Here is a 20,665-nt window from a genome sequence, read left to right as displayed (position 1 = left end):
TAGCAGCGGCGGCCCGGCCGCCAAGGCAGGGCCGCCGCTCTATGACCCCGACGTAAACAGCGGCACTACAGCAAAGGACACCGAGGCCACCATGGCGGGACAGAAGATCCGCATCCGGCTCAAGGCCTACGACCACGAGGTCATCGACACCTCCGCGAAGAAGATCGTTGAGACGGTGACGCGGACGGGCGCCAAGGTCGCGGGCCCGGTGCCGCTGCCGACCGAGAAGAACGTGTACTGCGTCATCCGCTCGCCGCACAAGTACAAGGACAGCCGCGAGCACTTCGAGATGCGCACGCACAAGCGGTTGATCGACATCATCGACCCGACGCCCAAGACGGTCGACTCGCTGATGCGGCTCGACCTTCCGGCCGGCGTCGACATCGAGATCAAGCTCTGAGGGACGCACCGACAATGAGTACGCAGAGGAAGGGCGTCCTGGGCGAGAAGCTCGGCATGACCCAGGTCTTCGACGATGAGGGCCGGATCGTTCCGGTGACCGTCGTCCAGGCCGGGCCGTGTGTCGTCACGCAGCTCAAGACCCAGGAGAACGACGGGTACACCGCCGTCCAGATCGGGTTCGGGCAGATCGACCCGCGCAAGGTGAACAAGCCGCGCGGGGGTCACTTCGAGAAGGCCGGCGTCACGCCGCGCCGCTACCTCGTCGAACTGCGCGCCGACGACACCACCGGGTACGAACTCGGCCAGGAGATCACCGCCGACGTCTTCGAGGCCGGCCAGAAGATCGACGTGACCGGCACGAGCAAGGGCAAGGGCACCGCCGGTGTCATGAAGCGCCACGGGTTCAAGGGACTCGGCGCCTCGCACGGCACCCAGCGCAAGCACCGCTCGCCGGGTTCGATCGGTGGCTGCGCGACCCCCGGTCGCGTCTTCAAGGGCCTCCGCATGGCGGGACGGCACGGCAACGCCCGCACCACCGTGCAGAACCTGACCGTCCACGCCATCGACGCGGAGAAGAACCTGCTGCTGATCAAGGGCGCGGTTCCCGGTCCCAACGGCGGCGTGGTGCTGGTGCGCGACGCGACGAAGGGAGCGGGCAAGTGACCTCCAAGCTCGACATCGACCTGCCCGCCGAGGTCTTCGACGCGAAGACCAACATCCCGCTGATCCACCAGGTCGTGGTGGCGCAGGAGGCGGCGTCCCGGCAGGGCACGCACTCGACCAAGACGCGCGGCGACGTGCGCGGCGGCGGCCGCAAGCCGTACCGGCAGAAGGGCACCGGACGCGCCCGCCAGGGCTCGACCCGCGCGCCCCAGTTCGCCGGCGGCGGCGTCGTGCACGGTCCCCAGCCGCGCGACTACACCCAGAAGACGCCCAAGAAGATGAAGGCGGCGGCGCTCCGCGGTGCCCTGTCCGACCGCGCCCGGCACGGCCGGGTGCACGTGGTCGACGGCCTCATCGAGGGCGACACCCCGAAGACGAGGACGGCGCTGAAGGCGCTGCGCGAGGTCACCGAGGCCAAGCGCGTCCTGGTGGTCCTGGACCGCGAGGACGAGCTGACCTGGCGGAGCCTGCGCAACGAGCCGGCCGTGCACGTGCTCGTCTCCGACCAGCTCAACACCTACGACGTGCTGGTGAACGATGACGTCGTCTTCACGAAGGCGGCGTACGACGAGTTCATCTCGCGTGCGGCGAAGAAGTAAGGAGGGTCGCACATGAACAAGATCGCCGACCCCCGCGACATCATCATCGCGCCGGTCGTCTCGGAGAAGAGCTACGGGCTGCTGGACGAGAACAAGTACACGTTCGTCGTCCGCCCGGACGCCAACAAGACCCAGATCAAGCAGGCGGTCGAGGCGGTGTTCGGCGTCAAGGTGACGAGCGTGAACACGCTCAACCGGCAGGGCAAGCGCAAGCGCACCCGGTTCGGCTACGGCAAGCGCAAGGACACCAAGCGCGCCATCGTCAGTCTTGCCGAGGGCGAGCGGATCGACATCTTCGGCGGCCCGGCCTAACCGGCCCGGGTCCCGAAGCAGACAAGGGATGAACGAATAAGATGGGCATCCGTAACTACAAGCCGACGACTCCGGGTCGTCGCGGCTCCAGCGTGGCCGACTTCGTCGAGATCACGCGCACCGAGCCGGAGAAGTCGCTGCTGCGTCCGCTCCCCAAGAAGGGCGGCCGCAACAACCACGGCCGCATCACCACCCGGCACCAGGGCGGTGGCCACAAGCGCGCCTACCGCGTCATCGACTTCCGGCGGCACGACAAGGACGGCGTCCCGGCGAAGGTCGCGCACATCGAGTACGACCCGAACCGCACCGCCCGGATCGCGCTGCTGCACTACGTGGACGGCGAGAAGCGCTACATCCTCGCCCCGCGCGGCCTGAAGCAGGGCGACCGGGTCGAGAACGGGCCGGGCGCCGACATCAAGCCGGGCAACTGCCTCCCGCTGCGCAACATCCCGACCGGTACGGTCATCCACGCCATCGAGCTGCGGCCCGGCGGCGGCGCCAAGATCGCCCGTAGCGCGGGCGCCGGCGTCCAGCTGCTGGCCAAGGAGGGCAAGTACGCCACGCTGCGCATGCCGTCCGGCGAGATGCGGATGGTGGACGTGCGCTGCCGCGCGACCGTCGGCGAGGTCGGCAACGCCGAGCAGTCGAACATCAACTGGGGCAAGGCCGGCCGCATGCGGTGGAAGGGCAAGCGCCCGACCGTCCGCGGCGTGGCCATGAACCCGATCGACCACCCGCACGGTGGTGGTGAGGGCAAGACCTCCGGTGGCCGGCACCCGGTCAACCCGGCCGGCAAGAAGGAAGGCCGCACTCGCCAGGCGAACAAGTCGAGCGACCGGCTGATCGTCCGTCGTCGCAGCAAGAAGAAGCGGTAGGAGTCGCTCGTATGCCACGTAGCCTTAAGAAGGGCCCCTTCGTGGACGACCACCTCATGAAGAAGGTGGACGGCCAGAACGAGAAGGGCACCAAGAACGTCATCAAGACGTGGTCGCGGCGCTCCATGATCGTGCCGGACATGATCGGTCACACGATCGCCGTGCACGACGGCCGCAAGCACGTCCCGGTGTTCATCACCGACTCCATGGTGGGGCACAAGCTCGGCGAGTTCGCGCCGACGCGCACGTTCCGCAGCCATGTCAAGGAAGACCGCCGCAGCCGTCGCGGCTGAGCAGGCCGGCAGAGAGAGGGAAAGCGATGGAAGCCAGGGCCCAGGCGCGGTTCATCCGCGTCACGCCCAGGAAGGCCCGCCGCGTGGTGGACCTCATCCGCGGCCTCCCGGCCGCGGAGGCTCAGGCGGTGCTGCGGTTCGCCCCCCAGGCTGCGAGTGAGCCGGTGGGCAAGGTGCTGGCGAGCGCCATCGCCAACGCCGAGCACAACTTCAAGCTCGACACCGAAACGCTCGTCGTCAGCCGGGCGTACGTGGACGAGGGGCCGACGCTGAAGCGTTTCCGTCCCCGCGCCCAGGGCCGGGCTTACCGCATCAACAAGCGCACGAGCCACATCACCGTGGTCGTGGAGTCGCGGGACGAAACAGCGTCCGCGTCCGGCGGCGGTAAGAAGACGAGGAGGGCCCGGTAGTGGGTCAGAAGATCAACCCGCACGGGTTCCGGCTCGGTATCACCACCGACCACAAGAGCGTGTGGTTCGCCGACAAGCTCTACAAGGACTACGTCAAGGAAGACGTCCAGATCCGGCGCATGCTCCAGAAGGGCATGGACCGGGCGGGCATCTCCAAGGTGGAGATCGAGCGGACCCGTGACCGTGTCGAGGTCAACATCCACACCGCCCGGCCGGGCATCGTCATCGGCCGCCGCGGCGCGGAGGCCGAGCGCCTCCGCGGCGACCTGGAGAAGCTGACCGGCAAGCAGGTCCGGCTGAACATCCTCGAGGTCAAGAACCCCGAGATCGACGCGCAGCTCGTCGCGCAGGGCGTGGCCGAGCAGCTGTCCAGCCGCGTCGCGTTCCGCCGCGCCATGCGCAAGGCGATCCAGTCCGCGATGAAGTCGGGCGCCAAGGGCATCAAGGTGCAGTGCGGCGGCCGTCTCGGCGGCGCCGAGATGTCGCGGTCGGAGTTCTACCGCGAGGGCCAGGTCCCGCTGCACACGCTGCGCGCCGACATCGACTACGGCTTCTACGAGGCCCGGACGACGTTCGGCCGCATCGGCGTCAAGGTGTGGATCTACAAGGGCGAGGCCGCGTCGACGCGCGCCGAGCGCGAGCAGCAGGCCGCGCAGCAGCGCGCGGCCGGCGGTGGCGGCGGCCGTGAGCGCCGCGGCGAGCGCCGTGGCGGCGGCGGCCGAGGTGGCCGTGGCGGACGCGGCGGAGCCGGCGGCGGTGGCGGTGGCGGCGAGCGCGGCGGCGACCGCGGCGGCGCGCCCAAGCAGCAGCAGAGTTCCGAGCAGCAGGCGCCGGCCGCCGAGGCTGCTCCGCAGGGTGAGGGGAGCTGAGTAACCCATGCTGATCCCTCGCAAGGTCAGGCACCGCAAGCAGCACCACCCGAAGCGCCGCGGCATGGCCAAGGGCGGTACGAGGGTGGTGTTCGGCGAGTACGGCATCCAGGCGGTAGAGCCCGCGTACGTGACGAACCGGCAGATCGAGGCCGCGCGTATCGCGATGACCCGGCACATCAAGCGCGGCGGCAAGGTCTGGATCAACATCTTCCCGGACCGCCCGCTGACCAAGAAGCCCGCCGAGACCCGCATGGGCTCCGGCAAGGGCTCCGTGGAGTGGTGGGTCGCCAACGTGAAGCCGGGCCGCGTGCTGTTCGAGATCTCCTACCCGAACGAGCAGATCGCCCGGGAGGCCCTCACGCGCGCGATCCACAAGCTCCCGATGAAGTGCAAGATCGTGAAGCGAGAGGTGGGTGAGTCCTGATGGCCAAGGGTCTTACCGCTGACGATCTGCGGACCGAGCCCGATGACGTCCTGGTCACCAAGCTCAAGGAGGCCAAGGAGGAGCTGTTCAACCTCCGCTTCCAGGGGGCGACCGGCCAGCTTGAGAGCCACGGGCGGCTCCGCGAGGTGAAGCGCGAGATCGCCCGCATCTACACCGTGCGGCGGGAGCGCGAGCTCGGCATCGTCACGGTCGAGGACGCCGCGGAGGAGGACGAATGACCGAGCAGCAGACCGAGCCGACGGCCGGGCAGCGCAACAGCCGCAAGATCCTTGAGGGCCTGGTGGTCAGCGACAAGATGGACAAGACCGTGGTCGTGTCCGTCGAGGACCGCGTGAAGCACGCCAAGTACCACAAGGTGATCCGCCGGACGAAGAACTACAAGGCGCACGACGAGGCCAACGAGTGTGGCGTCGGCGACCGCGTCCGTCTCATGGAGACCCGCCCGCTGTCGGCCACCAAGCGGTGGCGCGTGGTGGAGATCCTCGAGAAGGCCAAGTAATTACTGGTTCCACCAGGCTGCCGCCCGATCTGGCGGCAGAACCGGTGTGACGAACAGGAGTTGACGTGATCCAGCAGGAGTCGCGACTCAAGGTCGCCGACAACACGGGTGCGAAGGAGATCCTTTGCATCCGGGTTCTCGGCGGCTCGGGTCGGCGCTACGCGGGAGTCGGCGACATCATCGTCGCGACGGTGAAGGACGCCCTTCCCGGCGCGGGCGTGAAGAAGGGTGACGTCGTCAAGGCGGTCGTCGTGCGCACCCGCAAGGAGCGCCGGCGCCCGGACGGCTCCTACATCCGCTTCGACGAGAACGCCGCGGTCCTCATCAAGGACGGCGGCGACCCCCGCGGCACCCGAATCTTCGGCCCGGTGGGCCGTGAACTGCGCGAGAAGAAGTTCATGCGCATCATCTCGCTCGCGCCGGAGGTGCTCTGATGAAGATCCGCAAGGGCGACGAGGTGATCGTCCTCGCCGGCAAGGACAAGGGCGCGACGGGGAAGGTCCTGCGCACCATCCCCCGCGAGGACCGGGTGGTCGTCGAGGGCGTCAACCTCATCACCAAGAACATCAAGGCCGACCAGCAGCGCGCCGGCAAGGAGAGCGGCCGGGTCACGGTCGAGGCGCCGCTGCACGTCAGCAACGTCGCGCTGGCCGAGAACGGCGTGGCCGTCCGCATCGGCTACGAGTTCGACGAGGACGGGAAGAAGGTCCGCGTCACGCGTCCGCACAAGAACCGGGCCAAGTCGGCCGGCAAGGCCAAGTCGGCCGGCAAGCCGAAGGCGGCCAAGGCCGCGAAGGCCGCCGAGAACGACGAGCCCGCCGAGGCCGCGAAGGAGCCTGCTTCCGATGACTGAGACCGTGACCGAGCGTCCCGTCCCGACGCCGAGGCTCAAGGTCCGCTACCGCGAGGAGATCGCGGGGCAGATGCGGGAGGAGTTCGGCTACGCCAACGTCATGCAGATCCCCACCCTCACCAAGATCGTGGTGAACATGGGGGTCGGTGACGCGGCCAAGGACGCCAAGCTGATCGAGGGCGCGATCCGCGACCTGTCGCTGATCACCGGCCAGAAGCCGGCCGTGAACCGGGCCCGCAAGTCCATCGCGCAGTTCAAGCTGCGCGAGGGCATGCCGATCGGCGCGCACGCCACGCTGCGCGGCGACCGCATGTGGGAGTTCCTGGACCGGCTGCTCGCGACGGCGCTGCCCCGCATCCGCGACTTCCGCGGCCTGTCGCCGAAGCAGTTCGACGGCAACGGCAACTACACGTTCGGGCTGACCGAGCAGGTGATGTTCCACGAGGTCGACCCCGACAAGGTCGACCGGCAGCGCGGCATGGACATCACGGTCGTGACGACCGCGAAGACCGACGACGAGGGCCGGGCGCTGCTGAGGCTCCTCGGCTTCCCGTTCAAGGAGAACTGAGCATGGCGAAGAAGTCGATGATCGCCAAGGCGGCGCGGAAGCCGAAGTTCGGCGTCCGCGCGTACACTCGATGCTCGCGCTGCGGGCGTCCGCGCTCCGTCTACCGGAAGTTCGGCCTGTGCCGCGTGTGCTTCCGGGAGATGGCCCACCGCGGCGAGTTGCCCGGCATCACGAAGTCCAGCTGGTGACCGCGTCCCGGGGCGCGGCCCCGGGACGGGCACCCGCCTGATAATGACCGACCGGGCGTCCGAGAGGACGCCCACGACCGCGCCAAAGGTCCACGGCACAAGTCCGAGGAAACCGTGGCGAGGGAGGGCCAGTAGGCCATGACGATGACCGACCCGATCGCAGACATGCTGACGCGTCTGCGGAACGCGAATTCGGCGTACCACGACTCGGTGGCGATGCCGTACTCGAAGATCAAGGCGCACATCGCCGAGATCCTCCAGCAGGAGGGCTACATCTCGGGCTGGAGCGTGGAGGACGCCGAGGTCGGCAAGAAGCTCAACATCGAGCTCAAGTTCGGGCCGACGCGGGAGCGTTCGATCGCCGGTATAAAGCGCGTCTCGAAGCCGGGTCTGCGCGTGTACGCGAAGAAGGACAACCTGCCGAAGGTCCTCGGCGGACTGGGCGTCGCGATCATCTCGACGTCCTCCGGCCTGATGACCGACCGGCAGGCGGGCAAGCGCGGCGTGGGCGGCGAAGTCCTCGCCTACGTGTGGTGAGGGGGGTTCTGACCAATGTCTCGAATCGGACGTAGCCCCATCGCCGTGCCCGGCAACGTCGAGGTCAAGCTCGACGGCCGGGAGGTCACCGTCAAGGGGCCGAAGGGCACCCTGTCGCACACGGTCGCCGAGCCCATCGAGGTCAAGCAGGAGGACGGCAAGATCGTCGTCAGCCGGCCGAACGACCTCAACAAGGTGCGCGGCCTGCACGGGCTCACCCGTACGCTGATCAACAACATGGTCGTCGGGGTCACCGACGGCTACAAGAAGACCCTGGTCATCCAGGGTGTCGGCTACCGCGTGGTGGCGAAGGGCAAGAACCTGGAGTTCTCGCTCGGGTACAGCCACCCGATCACCGTCGAGCCGCCCGAGGGCATCAACTTCACGGTGGAGCGCCCGACCCAGCTGGTCGTCGAGGGCATCGACAAGCAGAAGGTCGGCGAGGTCGCCGCCAACATCCGCAAGCTGCGCAAGCCCGATCCGTACAAGGGCAAGGGCGTGCGGTACGAGGGCGAGCAGATCCGCCGCAAGGTCGGAAAGGCTGGTAAGTAGGCATGGCAGGCACCAAGACCCTGGCCGGAAAGGCCACGTCGGCGCGGGCCAAGGCTCGCAGGCGCCGGCACATCCGGGTCCGCAAGAAGGTCCTCGGCACCGCCGAGCGCCCTCGCCTGGTCGTGACCCGCTCCAGCCGGCACGTGTTCGTCCAGGTCATCGACGACGCCAAGGGCCACACGGTGGCCAGCGCGTCCACGATGGAGGCGGACCTGCGCGCCGACGCCGGCGACAAGACCGCCAAGTCCCGCAAGGTCGGCGAGCTCGTCGCCCGCCGGGCGCAGGACGCCGGCGTCTCCGCGGTCGTGTTCGACCGCGGCGGCAACAAGTACCACGGCCGTATCGCCGCAGTCGCGGACGGTGCGCGCGAGGGGGGCCTCCAGCTGTGAGGGCCCTGACCAAGCTGAACGAGAGGAACCACTGATGGCAGCGCAGAGGCGTGGCGGCGGTCAGGGTGGCGACCGTCGCGATCGCCGCGACGACCGCCGCGGTGGCGCCGACAAGGGCCAGTCGTACATCGAGAAGGTCGTGGCGATCAACCGTGTCGCCAAGGTCGTCAAGGGCGGGCGTCGCTTCAGCTTCACCGCCCTGGTGATCGTCGGTGACGGCAACGGCACCGTCGGCGTCGGCTACGGCAAGGCCAAGGAGGTGCCCGCGGCGATCGCCAAGGGCGTCGAGGAGGCCAAGAAGCACTTCTTCAAGGTCCCGCGGATCCAGGGCACCATCCCGCACCTGGTGCAGGCGCGGGACGCGGCGGGCGAGGTCCTGCTGCGTCCGGCGAGCCCCGGCACCGGCGTGATCGCGGGCGGCCCGGTGCGCGCGGTGCTGGAGTGCGCCGGCATCCACGACGTGCTGAGCAAGTCGCTGGGCAGCGACAACGCGATCAACATCGTGCACGCCACGATCGCGGGCCTCAAGGCGCTGAAGCGTCCCGAGGAGATCGCGGCCAAGCGCGGCCTGCCGATCGAGGACGTCGCCCCCGCGGCGATGCTGCGGGCCCGCGCCGCGGGCAGCGAGCCCAGGGCGGAGGCCGCGACCTCATGACCCAGCTGAAGATCACGCAGACCAAGTCCGTGATCAGCGAGAAGCAGAACCAGCGTGCCACGCTGCGCACCCTCGGCCTGAAGAAGATCGGGCAGAGCGTGGTCCGCGAGGACCGCCCCGAGGTGCTCGGCATGATCCGGACGGTGGCGCACCTGGTCACCGTCGAGGAGGTCGACTGAGATGGCTGATCTCTCCAAGGACGCCCCCGAGGCGGAGGGCGCCACGGGGGGCACTCCGCTGAAGGTGCACGACCTGCGTCCCGCCCCGGGCTCGAACCGCCGCAAGACCCGCAAGGGCCGCGGCGAGGCGTCCAAGGGCAAGACCGCGGGCCGCGGCACCAAGGGCACCAAGGCCCGCGGCACCGTGCCCGTCGGGTTCGAGGGCGGTCAGATGCCGCTGATCCGCCGGGTGCCGAAGCTCAAGGGCTTCAAGAACCCGAACCGGGTCGAGTTCCAGGTCGTGAACCTGGACAAGCTCGCCGCGCTCTACCCCGAGGGCGGCGAGGTCACGGCGGACGACCTGGCGGCGAGGGGCGCGGTGCGCCGCGGCCGTCCGGTCAAGGTCCTCGGCACCGGCGAGATCTCCGTCGCGGTCCAGGTGAAGGCGCACGCCTTCTCCGGCGCCGCGAAGGAGAAGATCGCCGCCGCAGGCGGAACCGCCGACGAGCTGTAGGCGAAGGCCACAAAGGAAGGCCATGGCCGTTCCCCGCGAGGGGAACCGGCCATGGCCTTCTTTCTTTCGCCCATCCATCGGCACGGGGGCGCGGGCCGATGTGGGCGTTGAGGGCCCTCCCACGGTCATGCGGGAGGGGCGGGGAGGTCGTCGCGGGTCAGCGGGCGATGCAGCCGGTGCCCGAAGCGCTGCACTCTGAAGTAGGTCGAACCGCATTTCTTGAGACGCGCCCCGCCGGCCTTGTCCTACTTGCGCCTGATCTTCTGTTTGTCGGACCGGACGGCCCAGCGGCGGGCCGCCTCCGATCACACTCAAGACCGTGGCCGTCTCCGGTACGTCTCCGGCGCGTCTTCGTCGTTTCTCGACAGTGTCCCGGCCCCGTCTCCGGCGGCTCCTGTCGCGATCTTCGGCGATGGTTGTCGCCATCCGCGGAGTCGCTACACTATGCGGGCTGCTCTCGTCTTCGTGGTTGCGGCTTTGGTCAGCGGAGCGGATACAGTGTGCACGCCAGAAGGCCGTGCGCCGACAGTCCGTTGATCGACCATCAGGGCGCCGCCACATTGATGCAGGTCCCCAGGAGGAATGGTGCTGACCGCGTTCGCTCGGGCTTTCCGTACGCCTGACCTGCGTAAAAAGCTGTTGTTCACGTTGTTCATCATCGTGGTGTTCCGGTTGGGATCGATCATCCCGACGCCGAACGTGAACGTGAAAGTGCTGAAGGAGACCGCGGACGCGGCCAAGGAGAGCAACAACCTCTACGGCCTTGTCGACCTGTTCAGCGGCGGCGCGCTACTGAAGCTGTCGATCTTCGCGCTGGGGATCATGCCGTACATCACGGCGAGCATCATCCTCCAGTTGCTGACGGTTGTGATCCCCCGGCTGGAGGCCCTGAAGAAGGAGGGCCAGGCCGGCACGACGAAGATCACCCAGTACACCCGTTATCTGACGATCGGGCTGGCGATCCTTCAGGCCACCGGCATCGTCGCGATGGCGAGCACCGGGCAGTTGTTCTCCGGTGTGTCCGGCAGCGACGACATCCTGTACGAGACGGGCCTGTTCCCGATCATCACGATGGTCATCTGCATGGTGGCCGGCACGTCGGTGATCATGTGGCTGGGCGAGCTGATCACCGACCGCGGCGTCGGCAACGGCATGTCGCTGCTGATCTTCACCCAGGTGGTCGCGGTCTTCCCCGCCCAGTTCTGGAGCATCTACAAGACGCAGAACGGCTTCGTCTTCGCGGTGGTGCTCCTCGTCGGCCTCGCGATCATGGCCGGTGTCGTGTTCGTCGAGCAGGCGCAGCGGCGCATCCCCGTCCAGTACGCCAAGCGCATGGTCGGCCGCCGCATGTACGGCGGGACGTCGACCTACATCCCGCTGAAGGTGAACCAGGCCGGCATCATCCCGATCATCTTCGCGTCGTCCCTGCTGTACCTGCCGATCCTGGCGACCCAGCTCTGGCCGAACACGAAGTGGCTGCAGAAGATCCAGCCCTACCTGCAGCAGGACAACCCCTGGCACATGGCGATCTTCTTCGTCTTCATCATCTTCTTCACCTACTTCTACGTGGCGATCACGTTCAACCCCACTGAAGTGGCCGACAACATGAAGAAGTATGGTGGTTTCATCCCAGGTATCCGTCCTGGTCGGCCGACCGCCGAGTACCTCGACTTCGTGCTGACCCGGATCACCACACCCGGTGCGCTCTACCTGGGGCTCGTGTCGCTGATCCCCATGGTGGCGTTCGCACTCCTGAACGCCACCCAGGACTTCCCCTTCGGCGGTGCGAGCATCCTCATCATCGTCGGCGTCGGACTGGATACCGTGAAGCAGATCGAGAGTCAGCTCCAGCAACGCAACTACGAGGGCTTCCTTCGGTAGATGCGTATCGTCCTGGTGGGCCCCCCGGGTGCGGGCAAGGGGACGCAGGCCCAGTTCATCGCATCGCATCTGTCCATCCCGAAGATCTCGACAGGTGACATCTTCCGCGCCAACGTGAGCGGCGGTACCGAGCTCGGCCGGCAGGCCAAGCAGTACATGGACCGCGGCGACCTGGTGCCCGACGAGGTCACGATCGCGATGGTGCGCGACCGGCTCGCCGAGGACGACGCCCGCGACGGGTTCCTGCTGGACGGGTTCCCGCGCAACGTCCCGCAGGCGGAGACGCTGAAGAAGATCCTCGCCGAGTGGGACGCCAGGCTCGACATCGTGCTGGAGCTGGTCGTCGACGAGGACGAGGTCGTCCGGCGGCTGTCCGGCCGCCGGACCTGCGACCGGTGCGGGCGGATCTGGCACGTCGACTTCGACGACAAGCAGGACGACATCTGCGACGACTGCGGCGGGCACCTCTTCCAGCGCGACGACGACAAGGAAGAGGTCGTCATGCACCGCCTGGAGGTCTACAAGCACGACACGGCGCCGCTCGTGCAGTTCTACGCCGACGAGCACATCCTCGTCGGCATCGACGCGACGGGCCCGGTCGAAGAGGTCACCAAGCGCGCCCTGACCGCACTGCGCCCCTTGGAGAAGTGACCGTCCGCCAGAGCGGTGTCAGGCCCGCCGGAGAAGGCGGGCCGCTAGAGAGGTAACGGCGAGGGCGGGGACCCGGAACCGGCCCCGCGCCGGCACGCCGGGGCCGTCCCGCGGCAGACGCGGCGGACGCCCCGGCCCGCCGGTGTACAGGGGGAGAGATGTTCAGACGGCACAGGCCCGCGATCCAGGTGAAGACCGCGGAGCAGATCGAGCTGATGCGCGCGGCCGGGCTTCTGGTCGGCCGGACGCTGGAGCTGCTCCGCGACGCCGTGAAGCCCGGGATCACCACGTTGGACCTGGACGAGCTCGCCGAGCGGCACATCCGCGACCACGGCGGCGTCCCGTCGTTCAAGGGCTACCACGGCTTCACCGGGACGATCTGCGCGTCCGTCAACGAGGAGATCGTGCACGGCATCCCGCGGCCCGGGAAGGTGCTGGCGGACGGCGACATCGTCTCCATCGACTGCGGCGCGATCGTCGAGGGCTGGCACGGCGACGCGGCGATCACCGTCCCCGTCGGGGAGATCACCGCGGAGCGGCGGCGGCTCCTGGAGGTCACCGAGGCGTCCCTGTGGCACGGTCTCGCGGCCGGGAGGGCCGGGGCCAGGCTCTCGGACATCTCGCACGCGATCGAGGCTCACATCCGCTCTCAGGGCGCCTACGGCATCGTCGAGGGCTACGGTGGGCACGGCATCGGGACCGAGATGCACATGGACCCGCTCATCCCGAACCACGGGCCGCCCGGGCACGGGCCCGTCCTGGAGCCCGGAATGTGCTTCGCGGTCGAGCCGATGGTGAACCTCGGCGCCAAGGACACCGTCGAGCTGGACGACGGCTGGACGGTCGTCACCGTCGACGGCCGCTCGTCGGCGCACTTCGAGCACACGTTCGCGGTCACGCCGGACGGTCCGCGCGTCCTGACCGCATTGGACGAGGGCGAAGAATGGCTCACCAGGCTCGGCATCGTCCAGAATGAAACCGAGACCTCGTCCTGACGAGCGGAGGAGCCATGGCGCCGAACCCTGACCTCCGGGCCTCGGACGCCGAACGCGACCGGGTGGCGGAGAGCCTTCGGGAGCACTGTGCCGAAGGCCGGATCACCATGGACGAGCTGCAGGAGCGGCTTGAGGCGGTGTTCGCGGCGAAGACCCTGGGGCAGCTTCAGGAGGTCACCTCCGACCTGCCCGAGGAGGACCTCTACCAGCTTCCCGTCCCGGCGGCGCAGCCGAAGAGCACCGCGTCGCCCGCCGTCCGGCCGTCGGGCGACCTCGAACCCCGGGGGATGGCGGCGATGTGGGGCGCGTGGGCGGTCGTCAGCGGCATCAACCTGACCATCTGGCTGATCTTGATGGTGCAGGGGGCCGGGACGGTCTACCCGTGGTGGATCTGGGTGGCGGGCCCGTGGGGCGCGCTCCTGCTTCTCCGCACCGTCCTCGGGCGCCACCGGGGCTGCTGACGCCCCCTCAGGGCCTCCCGGCCGCCCTCACGGCGGCGGACGGTCACTCCACGTCCATCAGCGGGCGGTAGTTCCCGGTCGGAGCGAAATGGGTGGTCGCCGAGCCGTCCAGGCCGATGAGGTGGATGGCGAACCCGGCGGGCTCCCCGGTGACGGCCGCGCGCCCCTGCGAGGTGAGGTCGAGGAACAGCTGCCGGTACGTGCTCGGGCAGGTGGTGCTGACGGTCCCCGCCAGCGACCCGACCGACGCGCGGTGGACGTGCCCGGAGATCACCCGCACCACCTGCCGGTGCCGGGAGACCACCGCCGCGAACCCGGCCGGGTCGACGAAGCGCAGGTCGTCGATGAACCGCATCCCGATCGGGTACGGCGGATGATGCGTGGCGATGACCGTCGGCGTGTCGGGGGCGGTGCCGAGCGTCCCGTCGAGCCACGCGAGCCGCTCCTCGCTCATGTGCCCGTGGGCGTGGCCGTCCACGGTGGTGTCGCAGCAGACGAGCCGCACGCCGGCCACGTCCACTGCGTACTGCACGGGCGCCTGCGGGGACGTCCCCGTGTCGGTCACCTCGGGATGGTCGGCGAACACCCTCCGCAGCTCGTCGCGGTCGTCGTGGTTGCCGCACATCGGGTAGACGGCCATCGGCAGCGGCGACAGCAGCGCGTGGAGCCGGGCGTACTCCGCGCGCCTGCCGCCGTCGGCGAGGTCGCCGGTGATGACGACGGCGTCCGGGCGGGCGGGCAGCGAGAGCAGGCTCGACACGGCGGCCCGCAGCGCGCGCACCGGCCCCGAGCCGTCGTCCACCTCGCCGTCCCGGCCGGCCGCCAGGTGGATATCGCTCAGCTGCGCGATGATCGCCATCGATCGTCCCCCTTGCCCAAGCACATCACGGACCTTCGGTTGAGGCACCCCCGGCACGGCACCGGGACGATCTTCGCCCCCACCTGCCCGCACTGTCGACTCGGGGGTGCCACCTGCCGCCCGTCCGATTCCGGGCGTGATCACGCAGCGGCACGCGACCCCGACCCTGGGCAAGGAAGGCTGGGACGTTCGTGCTCGTAAAGCCCGGAAAGGGCGGTCTACGCGACGTGCGGGATCACCAGGGAGAGGGCGGAGGTGACCTCTTCGGCGGCGGGCGCCACGTCGGGGACGACGTCGCGGAGCGCGAGCCAGCCGTTGATCGCCTGGACGGTCGGCTTCGCCTCCACGAGCTGCGGGTCGTCGAGCCCGTAGTAGGCGGCCACCTTGGACCAGCGCCACAGCCGGTGCCCGGCCGTCGACATCTCCGACGAGGGGAAGCCGCCCGCGCCGCGGGAGCCGGTGATCGCGTGCCGGACCGAGTCGAGGGAGCGTCCGACCCGCTCGGCGATGTCGCGGATCGTCAGCAGCGGGTCGGCCTCGACCTGCGCGACGTGCACGCCGGGCGCGCTGTTCTCGACGTGCTCCACGACCTCCATGATCGCGGCGGCGAGGGTGGGGCCCGGCCAGGAGCAGGACGCGTTGCCCGGACGGTCGGCGTGCTGCGGCTCGCTGATGATCGACACCGTGACGGCGCCGTGCGTGCGGCCGAACAGCGGGTCCAGCTCGTCCTCATAGAGGGGACGGCTGAGGATCAGCGCGAAGTCATAGCTCGGCATGCTGATCCTCCTCGAACGTATCTCTCCTGAAAGGTACAACGCGCACGCGATGTATGCTTGGGTCGGGAGGAGTCTCCGGACCCGTGTCATGCCCTGATTTCGCATTGGACGGCCGGTTGACGTAGACTCCTTAGTCGGTCCGTCGCCGGCCGCCCGGTTCCCCTTCCTGACGCCTTCCGCGTCGCGGTGTGGATTGCGGTCGATTCTCCTCCGGGAGCCGGGCCGAGTCCAATGAGCCGATCAGCGAAGCGCGGAGGACATGCCCAAGAAAGAAGGGGCCATCGAGATCGAGGGCACCGTCATCGAGTCCCTCCCGAACGCCATGTTCCGGGTGGAGCTCGACAACGGGCACAAGGTGCTCGCCCACATCAGCGGCAAGATGCGGATGCACTACATCCGGATCCTGCCGGACGACCGCGTCGTTGTGGAGCTGAGCCCCTACGACCTCACGCGCGGTCGGATCGTCTACCGCTACAAGTGAATCCCACTGGGGTTGCCTTCCCCGTGCGTGGCGGCGCGGGGGTGACCCTGATCTCTAGGAGACCCAGTGAAGGTCAAGCCGAGCGTCAAGAAGATCTGCAAGAACTGCCGCATCATCAGGCGGCACGGCCGGGTCATGGTCATCTGCTCTGACCCGCGCCACAAGCAGCGCCAGGGCTGACACAGGCCGGGCGCCGCACCACAGCAAGCGCATCGCAGCCTTCACACAGGTAGCCGTACGACCCGTCGAAAGATCGGTTCGTGCGGCACCGCCGTGTGAGGACCACCCCCGGATCGTCGGAGGCCGGGGCCGCCACCCGGGCAGGGTGTTCGCGGAAGCGACGCGTCCATACCTCCGCGCAACGAAAGGGAACTGCCCACATGGCACGCCTCCTCGGCGTCGACCTCCCGCGCGAAAAGCGCCTGGAGGTCGCTCTCACCTACATCTTCGGCATCGGCCGGACGCGTGCGCTCGAAACCCTCGCGGGCACCGAGATCAGCGGCGACCTGCGGGTCCACCAGCTCGGCGACGACGAGATGGTGAAGCTCCGCGACTGGATCGAGGCGAACTACAAGATCGAGGGTGATCTTCGCCGCGAGGTCCAGGCGGACATTCGCCGCAAGATCGAGATCGGGTGCTACCAGGGCATCCGGCACCGCCGCGGGCTCCCCGTGCACGGTCAGCGCACGCAGACCAACGCACGCACCCGCAAGGGCAAGAAGAAGACCGTGGCCGGCAAGAAGAAGGCCGGCAAGAAGTAGTCCGGAGTCGGTCCTCCGGATCGATGACCTCACGAGTAGAGAGAGCAGATGCCTCCTAAGAGCCGTGTCGGCGCGAAGAAGGTGCGCCGCAAGGAAAAGAAGAACGTCGCTCACGGGCACGCCCACATCAAGAGCACGTTCAACAACACGATCGTCTCGATCACCGACCCCAACGGCAACGTGATCTCCTGGGCCTCGTCCGGCCACGTCGGCTTCAAGGGCTCCCGCAAGTCCACGCCGTTCGCCGCGCAGCAGGCCGCCGAGGCCGCCGCCCGGCGCGCGATGGAGCACGGGATGCGCAAGGTCGACGTCTTCGTCAAGGGCCCGGGCTCGGGCCGCGAGACCGCCATCCGGTCGCTGCAGGCGACCGGCCTGGAGGTGGGCTCGATCCAGGACGTCACGCCCGTTCCGCACAACGGCTGCCGCCCGCCGAAGCGTCGCCGGGTCTGAGGCAGGGGAGATCTAAGACAATGGCTCGTTACACCGGTGCGGACTGCAAGCTCTGCCGCCGCGAGAAGATGAAGCTGTTCCTCAAGGGCAGCAAGTGCGAGGGCCCGAAGTGCCCGATCGAGATCCGTCCCTACCCGCCGGGTGAGCACGGACGCGGCCGGCCGAAGGAGACCGAGTACCTGCTGCAGCTTCGCGAGAAGCAGAAGGCGCGGCGCATCTACGGCGTGCTGGAGCGGCAGTTCCACAACTACTACGTCGAGGCGAACCGCCAGCAGGGGAAGACGGGCGAGAACATGCTCGCCCTCCTGGAGCGCCGCCTCGACAACGTGGTCTACCGCGCGGGCTTCGCCAAGTCCCGCGACATGGCCCGCCAGCTCATCCGCCACGGCCACATCAGGGTCAACGGCAAGAAGGTCAACATCCCGTCGGCGCTGGTGACCGAGGCCGACATCGTCGACTTCAAGCCCAAGTCGGTGGAGCTGACCCCGGTCCAGGTAGCCAAGGCCGAGGTCGGCGACCGTCCCGTCCCGGCGTGGCTCGGGGTGGACGGCGACAAGATGCGGATCCTCGTGCACTCGATGCCGGTCCGCCAGCAGATCGACGCTCCCATCCAGGAGCAGCTCATCGTCGAGTACTACTCCAAGTAGGACTTCGGCTCCGCCGGGATTCCGCGGGCTCGCCCGTGGGATCCCGGCGAATCGGGGAACACTCACGAACGCGGTAGTCAAATAGCGGGCACCGCGGAAAGAAGGCACCACCATGCTCATCGCTCAGCGTCCGACTCTCACCGAAGAGCAGGTCGACGAGTACCGGTCGCGGTTCACCATCGAGCCGCTGGAGCCGGGCTTCGGCTACACGATCGGCAACTCGCTGCGTCGCACCCTGCTCTCCTCGATCCCCGGTGCGGCCGTCACCAGCATCCGCATCGAGGGCGTCCTCCACGAGTTCTCCACCGTTCCGGGGGTGAAGGAGGACGTCACCGACATCATCCTGAACCTCAAGGAGCTCGTCGTCTCGTCCGAGCACGACGAGCCCGTGGTCATGTACCTGCGCAAGCAGGGCCCGGGCGAGGTCACCGCGGCCGACATCGCGCCGCCCGCGGGCGTCGAGGTCCACAATCCCGACCTGCACATCGCCACGCTGAACAACAAGGCCAAGCTGGAGATGGAGCTGACGGTCGAGCGCGGCCGCGGCTACGTCTCCGCCGCGCAGAACAAGCAGCCGGGCCAGGAGATCGGCCGGATCCCGATCGACTCCATCTACTCGCCCGTGCTGAAGGTCACCTACAAGGTCGAGGCGACCCGCGTCGAGCAGCGCACCGACTTCGACCGCCTCATCCTGGACGTGGAGACCAAGCAGGCGATGCTGCCGCGCGACGCGGTCGCCTCCGCCGGCAAGACCCTCGTCGAGCTGTTCGGGCTGGCCCGGGAGCTCAACGTCGAGGCCGAGGGCATCGACATGGGCCCGTCCCCGACGGACGCGGCGCTCGCCGCCGACCTGGCCCTGCCGATCGAGGAGCTGAACCTCACCGTCCGCTCCTACAACTGCCTGAAGCGCGAGGGCATCCACTCGGTGGGCGAGCTCGTCGCCCGCTCCGAGCAGGACCTGCTCGATATAAGGAATTTCGGCGCCAAGTCGATCGAAGAGGTCAAGCAGAAGCTCAACGACATGGGCCTGTCGCTGAAGGACTCCCCGCCCGGGTTCGACCCGAGCGCGGCGGCCGACTCCTACAGCGACGACGACCAGAGCTACGCCGAGACCGAGCAGTACTAGAAACCCGATCCCGGACGGCCGGGGGCGCGTCCCCCGGCCGTCCCGGGACCAGCTGACACCGGTACCTGGCACGGCCGGTGCAGGAAGGAAGCACCATGCCCAAGCCCACCAAGGGCGCCCGCCTCGGCGGCAGCCCCGCGCACCAGCGCCTCATCCTCGCGAACCTGGCGACGGCGCTGTTCGAGCACGGCCGCATCACCACCACCGAGGCCAAGGCCCGCCGGGTCCGCCCGCTGGCCGAGAAGCTGATCACGAAGGCCAAGAAGGGCGACCTGCACAACAGGCGCCTGGTGGCCCGGACGATCCGCGACAAGTCCATCCTGCACGAGCTCTTCACCGAGATCGCGCCGCGCTTCGAGAACCGTCCCGGTGGCTACACCCGCATCACGAAGATCGGCCCCCGCAAGGGCGACGCCGCGCCGATGGCCGTGATCGAGCTGGTCCAGGAGCAGATGCCCGCCGTCACGACCGGCAAGGCCGCGACCGCGGCCAAGGCCGCGCCGGCGAAGGCGGCCGAGGACGAGGCCCCCGCCACGGACGAGACCAAGGCCGAGGAGATCAAGGCCGAGGAGATCAAGGCCGACGCCGAGTCCGAGGACAGCGAGGGCGACGCGAAGTAAGACATCGGCCGCCAAGGGTGGCCCTGGCGCGGTCGAGGTTGGCCTGCCCCTTGGCTAATCCATTAATGGTCTAGGCCGACATGATGGTTTGGGTCCGCCGTCCGGTACGGGACGGCGGGCCCTCTTCTTTGCCAGACTTGATCCATGGTCATGGCTGGGGGGCGAGCGTTCGCAGGGGAGCGTGTCAGGGGGGTACCCGTAGGGCGGAGCGGCTCATCGGGAGGACGGACGGGGAGTGACAGAGAAGGACAGCTCAGCTGACATGACCGCTTTGGTACGGCTCCGGCTCGATATCTCCTATGACGGGTCGGACTTCGCGGGCTGGGCGCGGCAGCCGAACCAGCGGACCGTCCAGGGCGTCATCGAGGACGCGCTGGCCCGCATGCTCCGCCTGGACCCGCCGCCCATGCTCACCGTCGCCGGCCGGACGGACGCGGGCGTCCACGCCCGGGGCCAGGTGGCGCACCTGGTGGTGCCGGTCGCCGCCTACTCCGCGATCAACGGGACGATGCCGCGCAGGCTCGCCGGGCTGCTGCCGCCGGACGTGCGGGTATGGCGCGTGTCGATCGCCCCGGAGGGGTTCGACGCGCGGTTCTCCGCCCTGTCCCGCCGCTACGTGTACCGGGTGTGCGACAACCCGTTCGGGGTGGAGCCGCTGCGCCGTCACGACGTGCTGTGGCATCCGCGTCCGCTGAACGTGGCCCGCATGAATGATGCCGCGCGGCGGCTGCTCGGCGAGCAGGACTTTGCCGCGTACTGCCGAAGGCGGGAAGGTGCGACGACCATCCGGGAGCTGCTGCGTTACGAGTGGGTGCGCGACGACCGCGACCCGCACCTGGCGCTCGCGACCGTGGAGGCCGACGCGTTCTGCCATTCGATGGTCCGCGCGCTCGTCGGGGCGCTGCTGATGGTCGGGGACGGGCGGCGCGAGGTGGAGTGGCCCGCCGAGGTGCTCGCGGCCCGCGTCCGCGATTCCGGTGTGAACGTGGCGGCCGCGCACGGGCTGTCCCTGGAGGAGATCCGGTACCCGGAGGACGACGCCCTGGCCAGGCGCGCCCAGGAGACCCGCCGCGTCCGGACGCTCAACGCCGCCGCGGCCGCGGAGGCCGCCGCGGAAGCCGCGGCCGGGGATGGGACCGACGCCTCGTCCCAGCGGGGGACGTCCTAGCGGGC

The 20,665-nt window shown here is 68.8% G+C and carries 34 protein-coding genes and 1 pseudogene; 33 read left to right on the top strand and 2 right to left on the bottom strand.

Going from position 1 to position 20,665, the window contains the following annotated elements:
• The first annotated feature begins 91 nt into the window (after positions 1–91).
• The 25 genes and pseudogenes from rpsJ (at position 92) to ETD83_RS01750 (ending at position 13,772) form a co-directional block, all read left to right on the top strand.
• Positions 92–400, top strand: coding sequence for a 30S ribosomal protein S10 (gene rpsJ / locus ETD83_RS01870; protein ID WP_018657599.1), 309 nt, complete (start codon positions 92–94; stop codon positions 398–400).
• Positions 401–414: 14 nt separating this feature from the next.
• A complete protein-coding gene (rplC, locus tag ETD83_RS01865) occupies positions 415–1,065 on the top strand; it encodes a 50S ribosomal protein L3 (RefSeq protein WP_138643281.1) in 651 nt (216 codons plus the stop codon).
• Positions 1,062–1,664: a 50S ribosomal protein L4 gene (gene rplD / locus ETD83_RS01860; RefSeq protein ID WP_138643280.1), complete on the top strand. Its 603-nt coding sequence runs from the start codon at positions 1,062–1,064 to the stop codon at positions 1,662–1,664. The genes rplC and rplD overlap by 4 nt, the downstream gene beginning before the upstream one ends.
• A gap of 12 nt (positions 1,665–1,676) precedes the next feature.
• Positions 1,677–1,976, top strand: a complete 300-nt coding sequence (gene rplW / locus ETD83_RS01855) for a 50S ribosomal protein L23 (RefSeq protein WP_131890072.1) — start codon at positions 1,677–1,679, stop codon at positions 1,974–1,976.
• 41 nt (positions 1,977–2,017) lie between these two features.
• Positions 2,018–2,851 (top strand): 50S ribosomal protein L2, encoded by an 834-nt coding sequence (gene rplB / locus ETD83_RS01850; RefSeq protein ID WP_138643279.1) that lies wholly within the window; start codon positions 2,018–2,020, stop codon positions 2,849–2,851.
• An 11-nt stretch (positions 2,852–2,862) separates the two neighbouring features.
• On the top strand, positions 2,863–3,144 hold the full coding sequence (gene rpsS / locus ETD83_RS01845; RefSeq protein ID WP_138643278.1) for a 30S ribosomal protein S19: 282 nt from the start codon (positions 2,863–2,865) through the stop codon (positions 3,142–3,144).
• Between the two features lie 26 nt (positions 3,145–3,170).
• Positions 3,171–3,554: a 50S ribosomal protein L22 gene (gene rplV / locus ETD83_RS01840; RefSeq protein WP_138643277.1), complete on the top strand. Its 384-nt coding sequence runs from the start codon at positions 3,171–3,173 to the stop codon at positions 3,552–3,554.
• Entirely contained in the window at positions 3,554–4,423 is an 870-nt protein-coding gene (gene rpsC / locus ETD83_RS01835; protein ID WP_138643276.1) for a 30S ribosomal protein S3, read from the top strand. The genes rplV and rpsC overlap by 1 nt, the downstream gene beginning before the upstream one ends.
• 7 nt (positions 4,424–4,430) lie before the next feature.
• On the top strand, positions 4,431–4,850 hold the full coding sequence (rplP, locus tag ETD83_RS01830; protein ID WP_138643275.1) for a 50S ribosomal protein L16: 420 nt from the start codon (positions 4,431–4,433) through the stop codon (positions 4,848–4,850).
• Entirely contained in the window at positions 4,850–5,089 is a 240-nt protein-coding gene (rpmC, locus tag ETD83_RS01825; protein WP_138643274.1) for a 50S ribosomal protein L29, read from the top strand. Before rplP ends, rpmC begins: the two co-directional genes overlap by 1 nt.
• Positions 5,086–5,370: a 30S ribosomal protein S17 gene (rpsQ, locus tag ETD83_RS01820; RefSeq protein ID WP_138643273.1), complete on the top strand. Its 285-nt coding sequence runs from the start codon at positions 5,086–5,088 to the stop codon at positions 5,368–5,370. Before rpmC ends, rpsQ begins: the two co-directional genes overlap by 4 nt.
• 65 nt (positions 5,371–5,435) lie before the next feature.
• Positions 5,436–5,804, top strand: coding sequence for a 50S ribosomal protein L14 (rplN, locus tag ETD83_RS01815; RefSeq protein ID WP_021596728.1), 369 nt, complete (start codon positions 5,436–5,438; stop codon positions 5,802–5,804).
• Positions 5,804–6,091: pseudogene (rplX, locus tag ETD83_RS01810) on the top strand (50S ribosomal protein L24); the annotation flags it as partial. The gene rplN and the pseudogene rplX, both read left to right, overlap by 1 nt.
• 124 nt (positions 6,092–6,215) lie before the next feature.
• Positions 6,216–6,791 carry a 50S ribosomal protein L5 gene (rplE, locus tag ETD83_RS01805; RefSeq protein WP_138643271.1) on the top strand — a complete coding sequence of 192 codons (576 nt, stop codon included), beginning with the start codon at positions 6,216–6,218 and terminating at the stop codon, positions 6,789–6,791.
• A 2-nt stretch (positions 6,792–6,793) separates the two neighbouring features.
• The gene (locus ETD83_RS01800) at positions 6,794–6,979 is read left to right on the top strand and encodes a type Z 30S ribosomal protein S14 (RefSeq protein WP_131963156.1); all 186 of its coding nucleotides are present in this window, start codon (positions 6,794–6,796) and stop codon (positions 6,977–6,979) included.
• Positions 6,980–7,117: 138 nt separating this feature from the next.
• Positions 7,118–7,516, top strand: coding sequence for a 30S ribosomal protein S8 (gene rpsH / locus ETD83_RS01795; protein ID WP_132169035.1), 399 nt, complete (start codon positions 7,118–7,120; stop codon positions 7,514–7,516).
• A 15-nt stretch (positions 7,517–7,531) separates the two neighbouring features.
• Complete coding sequence (gene rplF / locus ETD83_RS01790; protein WP_138643270.1) at positions 7,532–8,068, top strand: 50S ribosomal protein L6; 537 nt, start codon at positions 7,532–7,534, stop codon at positions 8,066–8,068.
• 2 nt (positions 8,069–8,070) lie between these two features.
• Positions 8,071–8,457, top strand: coding sequence for a 50S ribosomal protein L18 (gene rplR, locus ETD83_RS01785; RefSeq protein ID WP_138643269.1), 387 nt, complete (start codon positions 8,071–8,073; stop codon positions 8,455–8,457).
• A 34-nt stretch (positions 8,458–8,491) separates the two neighbouring features.
• A complete protein-coding gene (rpsE, locus tag ETD83_RS01780) occupies positions 8,492–9,112 on the top strand; it encodes a 30S ribosomal protein S5 (protein WP_407921463.1) in 621 nt (206 codons plus the stop codon).
• Entirely contained in the window at positions 9,109–9,291 is a 183-nt protein-coding gene (gene rpmD, locus ETD83_RS01775; RefSeq protein ID WP_138643268.1) for a 50S ribosomal protein L30, read from the top strand. The genes rpsE and rpmD overlap by 4 nt, the downstream gene beginning before the upstream one ends.
• Before the next feature lies 1 nt (position 9,292).
• Positions 9,293–9,784, top strand: coding sequence for a 50S ribosomal protein L15 (gene rplO / locus ETD83_RS01770; RefSeq protein ID WP_138643267.1), 492 nt, complete (start codon positions 9,293–9,295; stop codon positions 9,782–9,784).
• 582 nt (positions 9,785–10,366) lie between these two features.
• Positions 10,367–11,665, top strand: a complete 1,299-nt coding sequence (gene secY / locus ETD83_RS01765; RefSeq protein WP_407921462.1) for a preprotein translocase subunit SecY — start codon at positions 10,367–10,369, stop codon at positions 11,663–11,665.
• Complete coding sequence (locus ETD83_RS01760) at positions 11,666–12,316, top strand: adenylate kinase (protein ID WP_138643266.1); 651 nt, start codon at positions 11,666–11,668, stop codon at positions 12,314–12,316.
• 158 nt (positions 12,317–12,474) lie between these two features.
• A complete protein-coding gene (map, locus tag ETD83_RS01755) occupies positions 12,475–13,311 on the top strand; it encodes a type I methionyl aminopeptidase (RefSeq protein ID WP_138643265.1) in 837 nt (278 codons plus the stop codon).
• 14 nt (positions 13,312–13,325) lie between these two features.
• Positions 13,326–13,772 (top strand): DUF1707 SHOCT-like domain-containing protein, encoded by a 447-nt coding sequence (locus ETD83_RS01750; protein ID WP_138643264.1) that lies wholly within the window; start codon positions 13,326–13,328, stop codon positions 13,770–13,772.
• 43 nt (positions 13,773–13,815) lie between these two features.
• Here ETD83_RS01750 and ETD83_RS01745 read toward each other — a convergent pair whose 3' ends face one another.
• A complete protein-coding gene (locus tag ETD83_RS01745) occupies positions 13,816–14,631 on the bottom strand; it encodes a phosphodiesterase (RefSeq protein WP_138643263.1) in 816 nt (271 codons plus the stop codon).
• 218 nt (positions 14,632–14,849) lie between these two features.
• A complete protein-coding gene (locus ETD83_RS01740; RefSeq protein WP_138643262.1) occupies positions 14,850–15,407 on the bottom strand; it encodes a hypothetical protein in 558 nt (185 codons plus the stop codon).
• Between the two features lie 259 nt (positions 15,408–15,666).
• Between ETD83_RS01740 and infA the strand changes: the two genes are divergently transcribed.
• The 8 genes from infA (at position 15,667) to truA (ending at position 20,660) form a co-directional block, all read left to right on the top strand.
• Positions 15,667–15,888: a translation initiation factor IF-1 gene (infA, locus tag ETD83_RS01735; protein WP_018657567.1), complete on the top strand. Its 222-nt coding sequence runs from the start codon at positions 15,667–15,669 to the stop codon at positions 15,886–15,888.
• Between the two features lie 66 nt (positions 15,889–15,954).
• Positions 15,955–16,068, top strand: a complete 114-nt coding sequence (rpmJ, locus tag ETD83_RS01730) for a 50S ribosomal protein L36 (RefSeq protein ID WP_131963138.1) — start codon at positions 15,955–15,957, stop codon at positions 16,066–16,068.
• A 200-nt stretch (positions 16,069–16,268) separates the two neighbouring features.
• Positions 16,269–16,649 (top strand): 30S ribosomal protein S13, encoded by a 381-nt coding sequence (rpsM, locus tag ETD83_RS01725; RefSeq protein ID WP_138643261.1) that lies wholly within the window; start codon positions 16,269–16,271, stop codon positions 16,647–16,649.
• A gap of 48 nt (positions 16,650–16,697) precedes the next feature.
• Positions 16,698–17,099 carry a 30S ribosomal protein S11 gene (gene rpsK / locus ETD83_RS01720; protein ID WP_021596710.1) on the top strand — a complete coding sequence of 134 codons (402 nt, stop codon included), beginning with the start codon at positions 16,698–16,700 and terminating at the stop codon, positions 17,097–17,099.
• A 20-nt stretch (positions 17,100–17,119) separates the two neighbouring features.
• Positions 17,120–17,746 (top strand): 30S ribosomal protein S4, encoded by a 627-nt coding sequence (rpsD, locus tag ETD83_RS01715; protein ID WP_138643260.1) that lies wholly within the window; start codon positions 17,120–17,122, stop codon positions 17,744–17,746.
• Positions 17,747–17,858: 112 nt separating this feature from the next.
• Positions 17,859–18,872: a DNA-directed RNA polymerase subunit alpha gene (locus ETD83_RS01710; RefSeq protein ID WP_131963133.1), complete on the top strand. Its 1,014-nt coding sequence runs from the start codon at positions 17,859–17,861 to the stop codon at positions 18,870–18,872.
• 95 nt (positions 18,873–18,967) lie between these two features.
• On the top strand, positions 18,968–19,492 hold the full coding sequence (rplQ, locus tag ETD83_RS01705; protein WP_138643259.1) for a 50S ribosomal protein L17: 525 nt from the start codon (positions 18,968–18,970) through the stop codon (positions 19,490–19,492).
• A 262-nt stretch (positions 19,493–19,754) separates the two neighbouring features.
• Positions 19,755–20,660 carry a tRNA pseudouridine(38-40) synthase TruA gene (truA, locus tag ETD83_RS01700; RefSeq protein WP_138643258.1) on the top strand — a complete coding sequence of 302 codons (906 nt, stop codon included), beginning with the start codon at positions 19,755–19,757 and terminating at the stop codon, positions 20,658–20,660.
• The last annotated feature ends 5 nt before the right edge of the window (positions 20,661–20,665 follow it).

It is taken from the genome of Actinomadura soli, assembly GCF_005889715.1.
GTDB classification, from domain to species: Bacteria; Actinomycetota; Actinomycetes; order Streptosporangiales; family Streptosporangiaceae; genus Spirillospora; species Spirillospora soli.
This window is presented reverse-complemented; position numbering and strand designations above follow the sequence as displayed.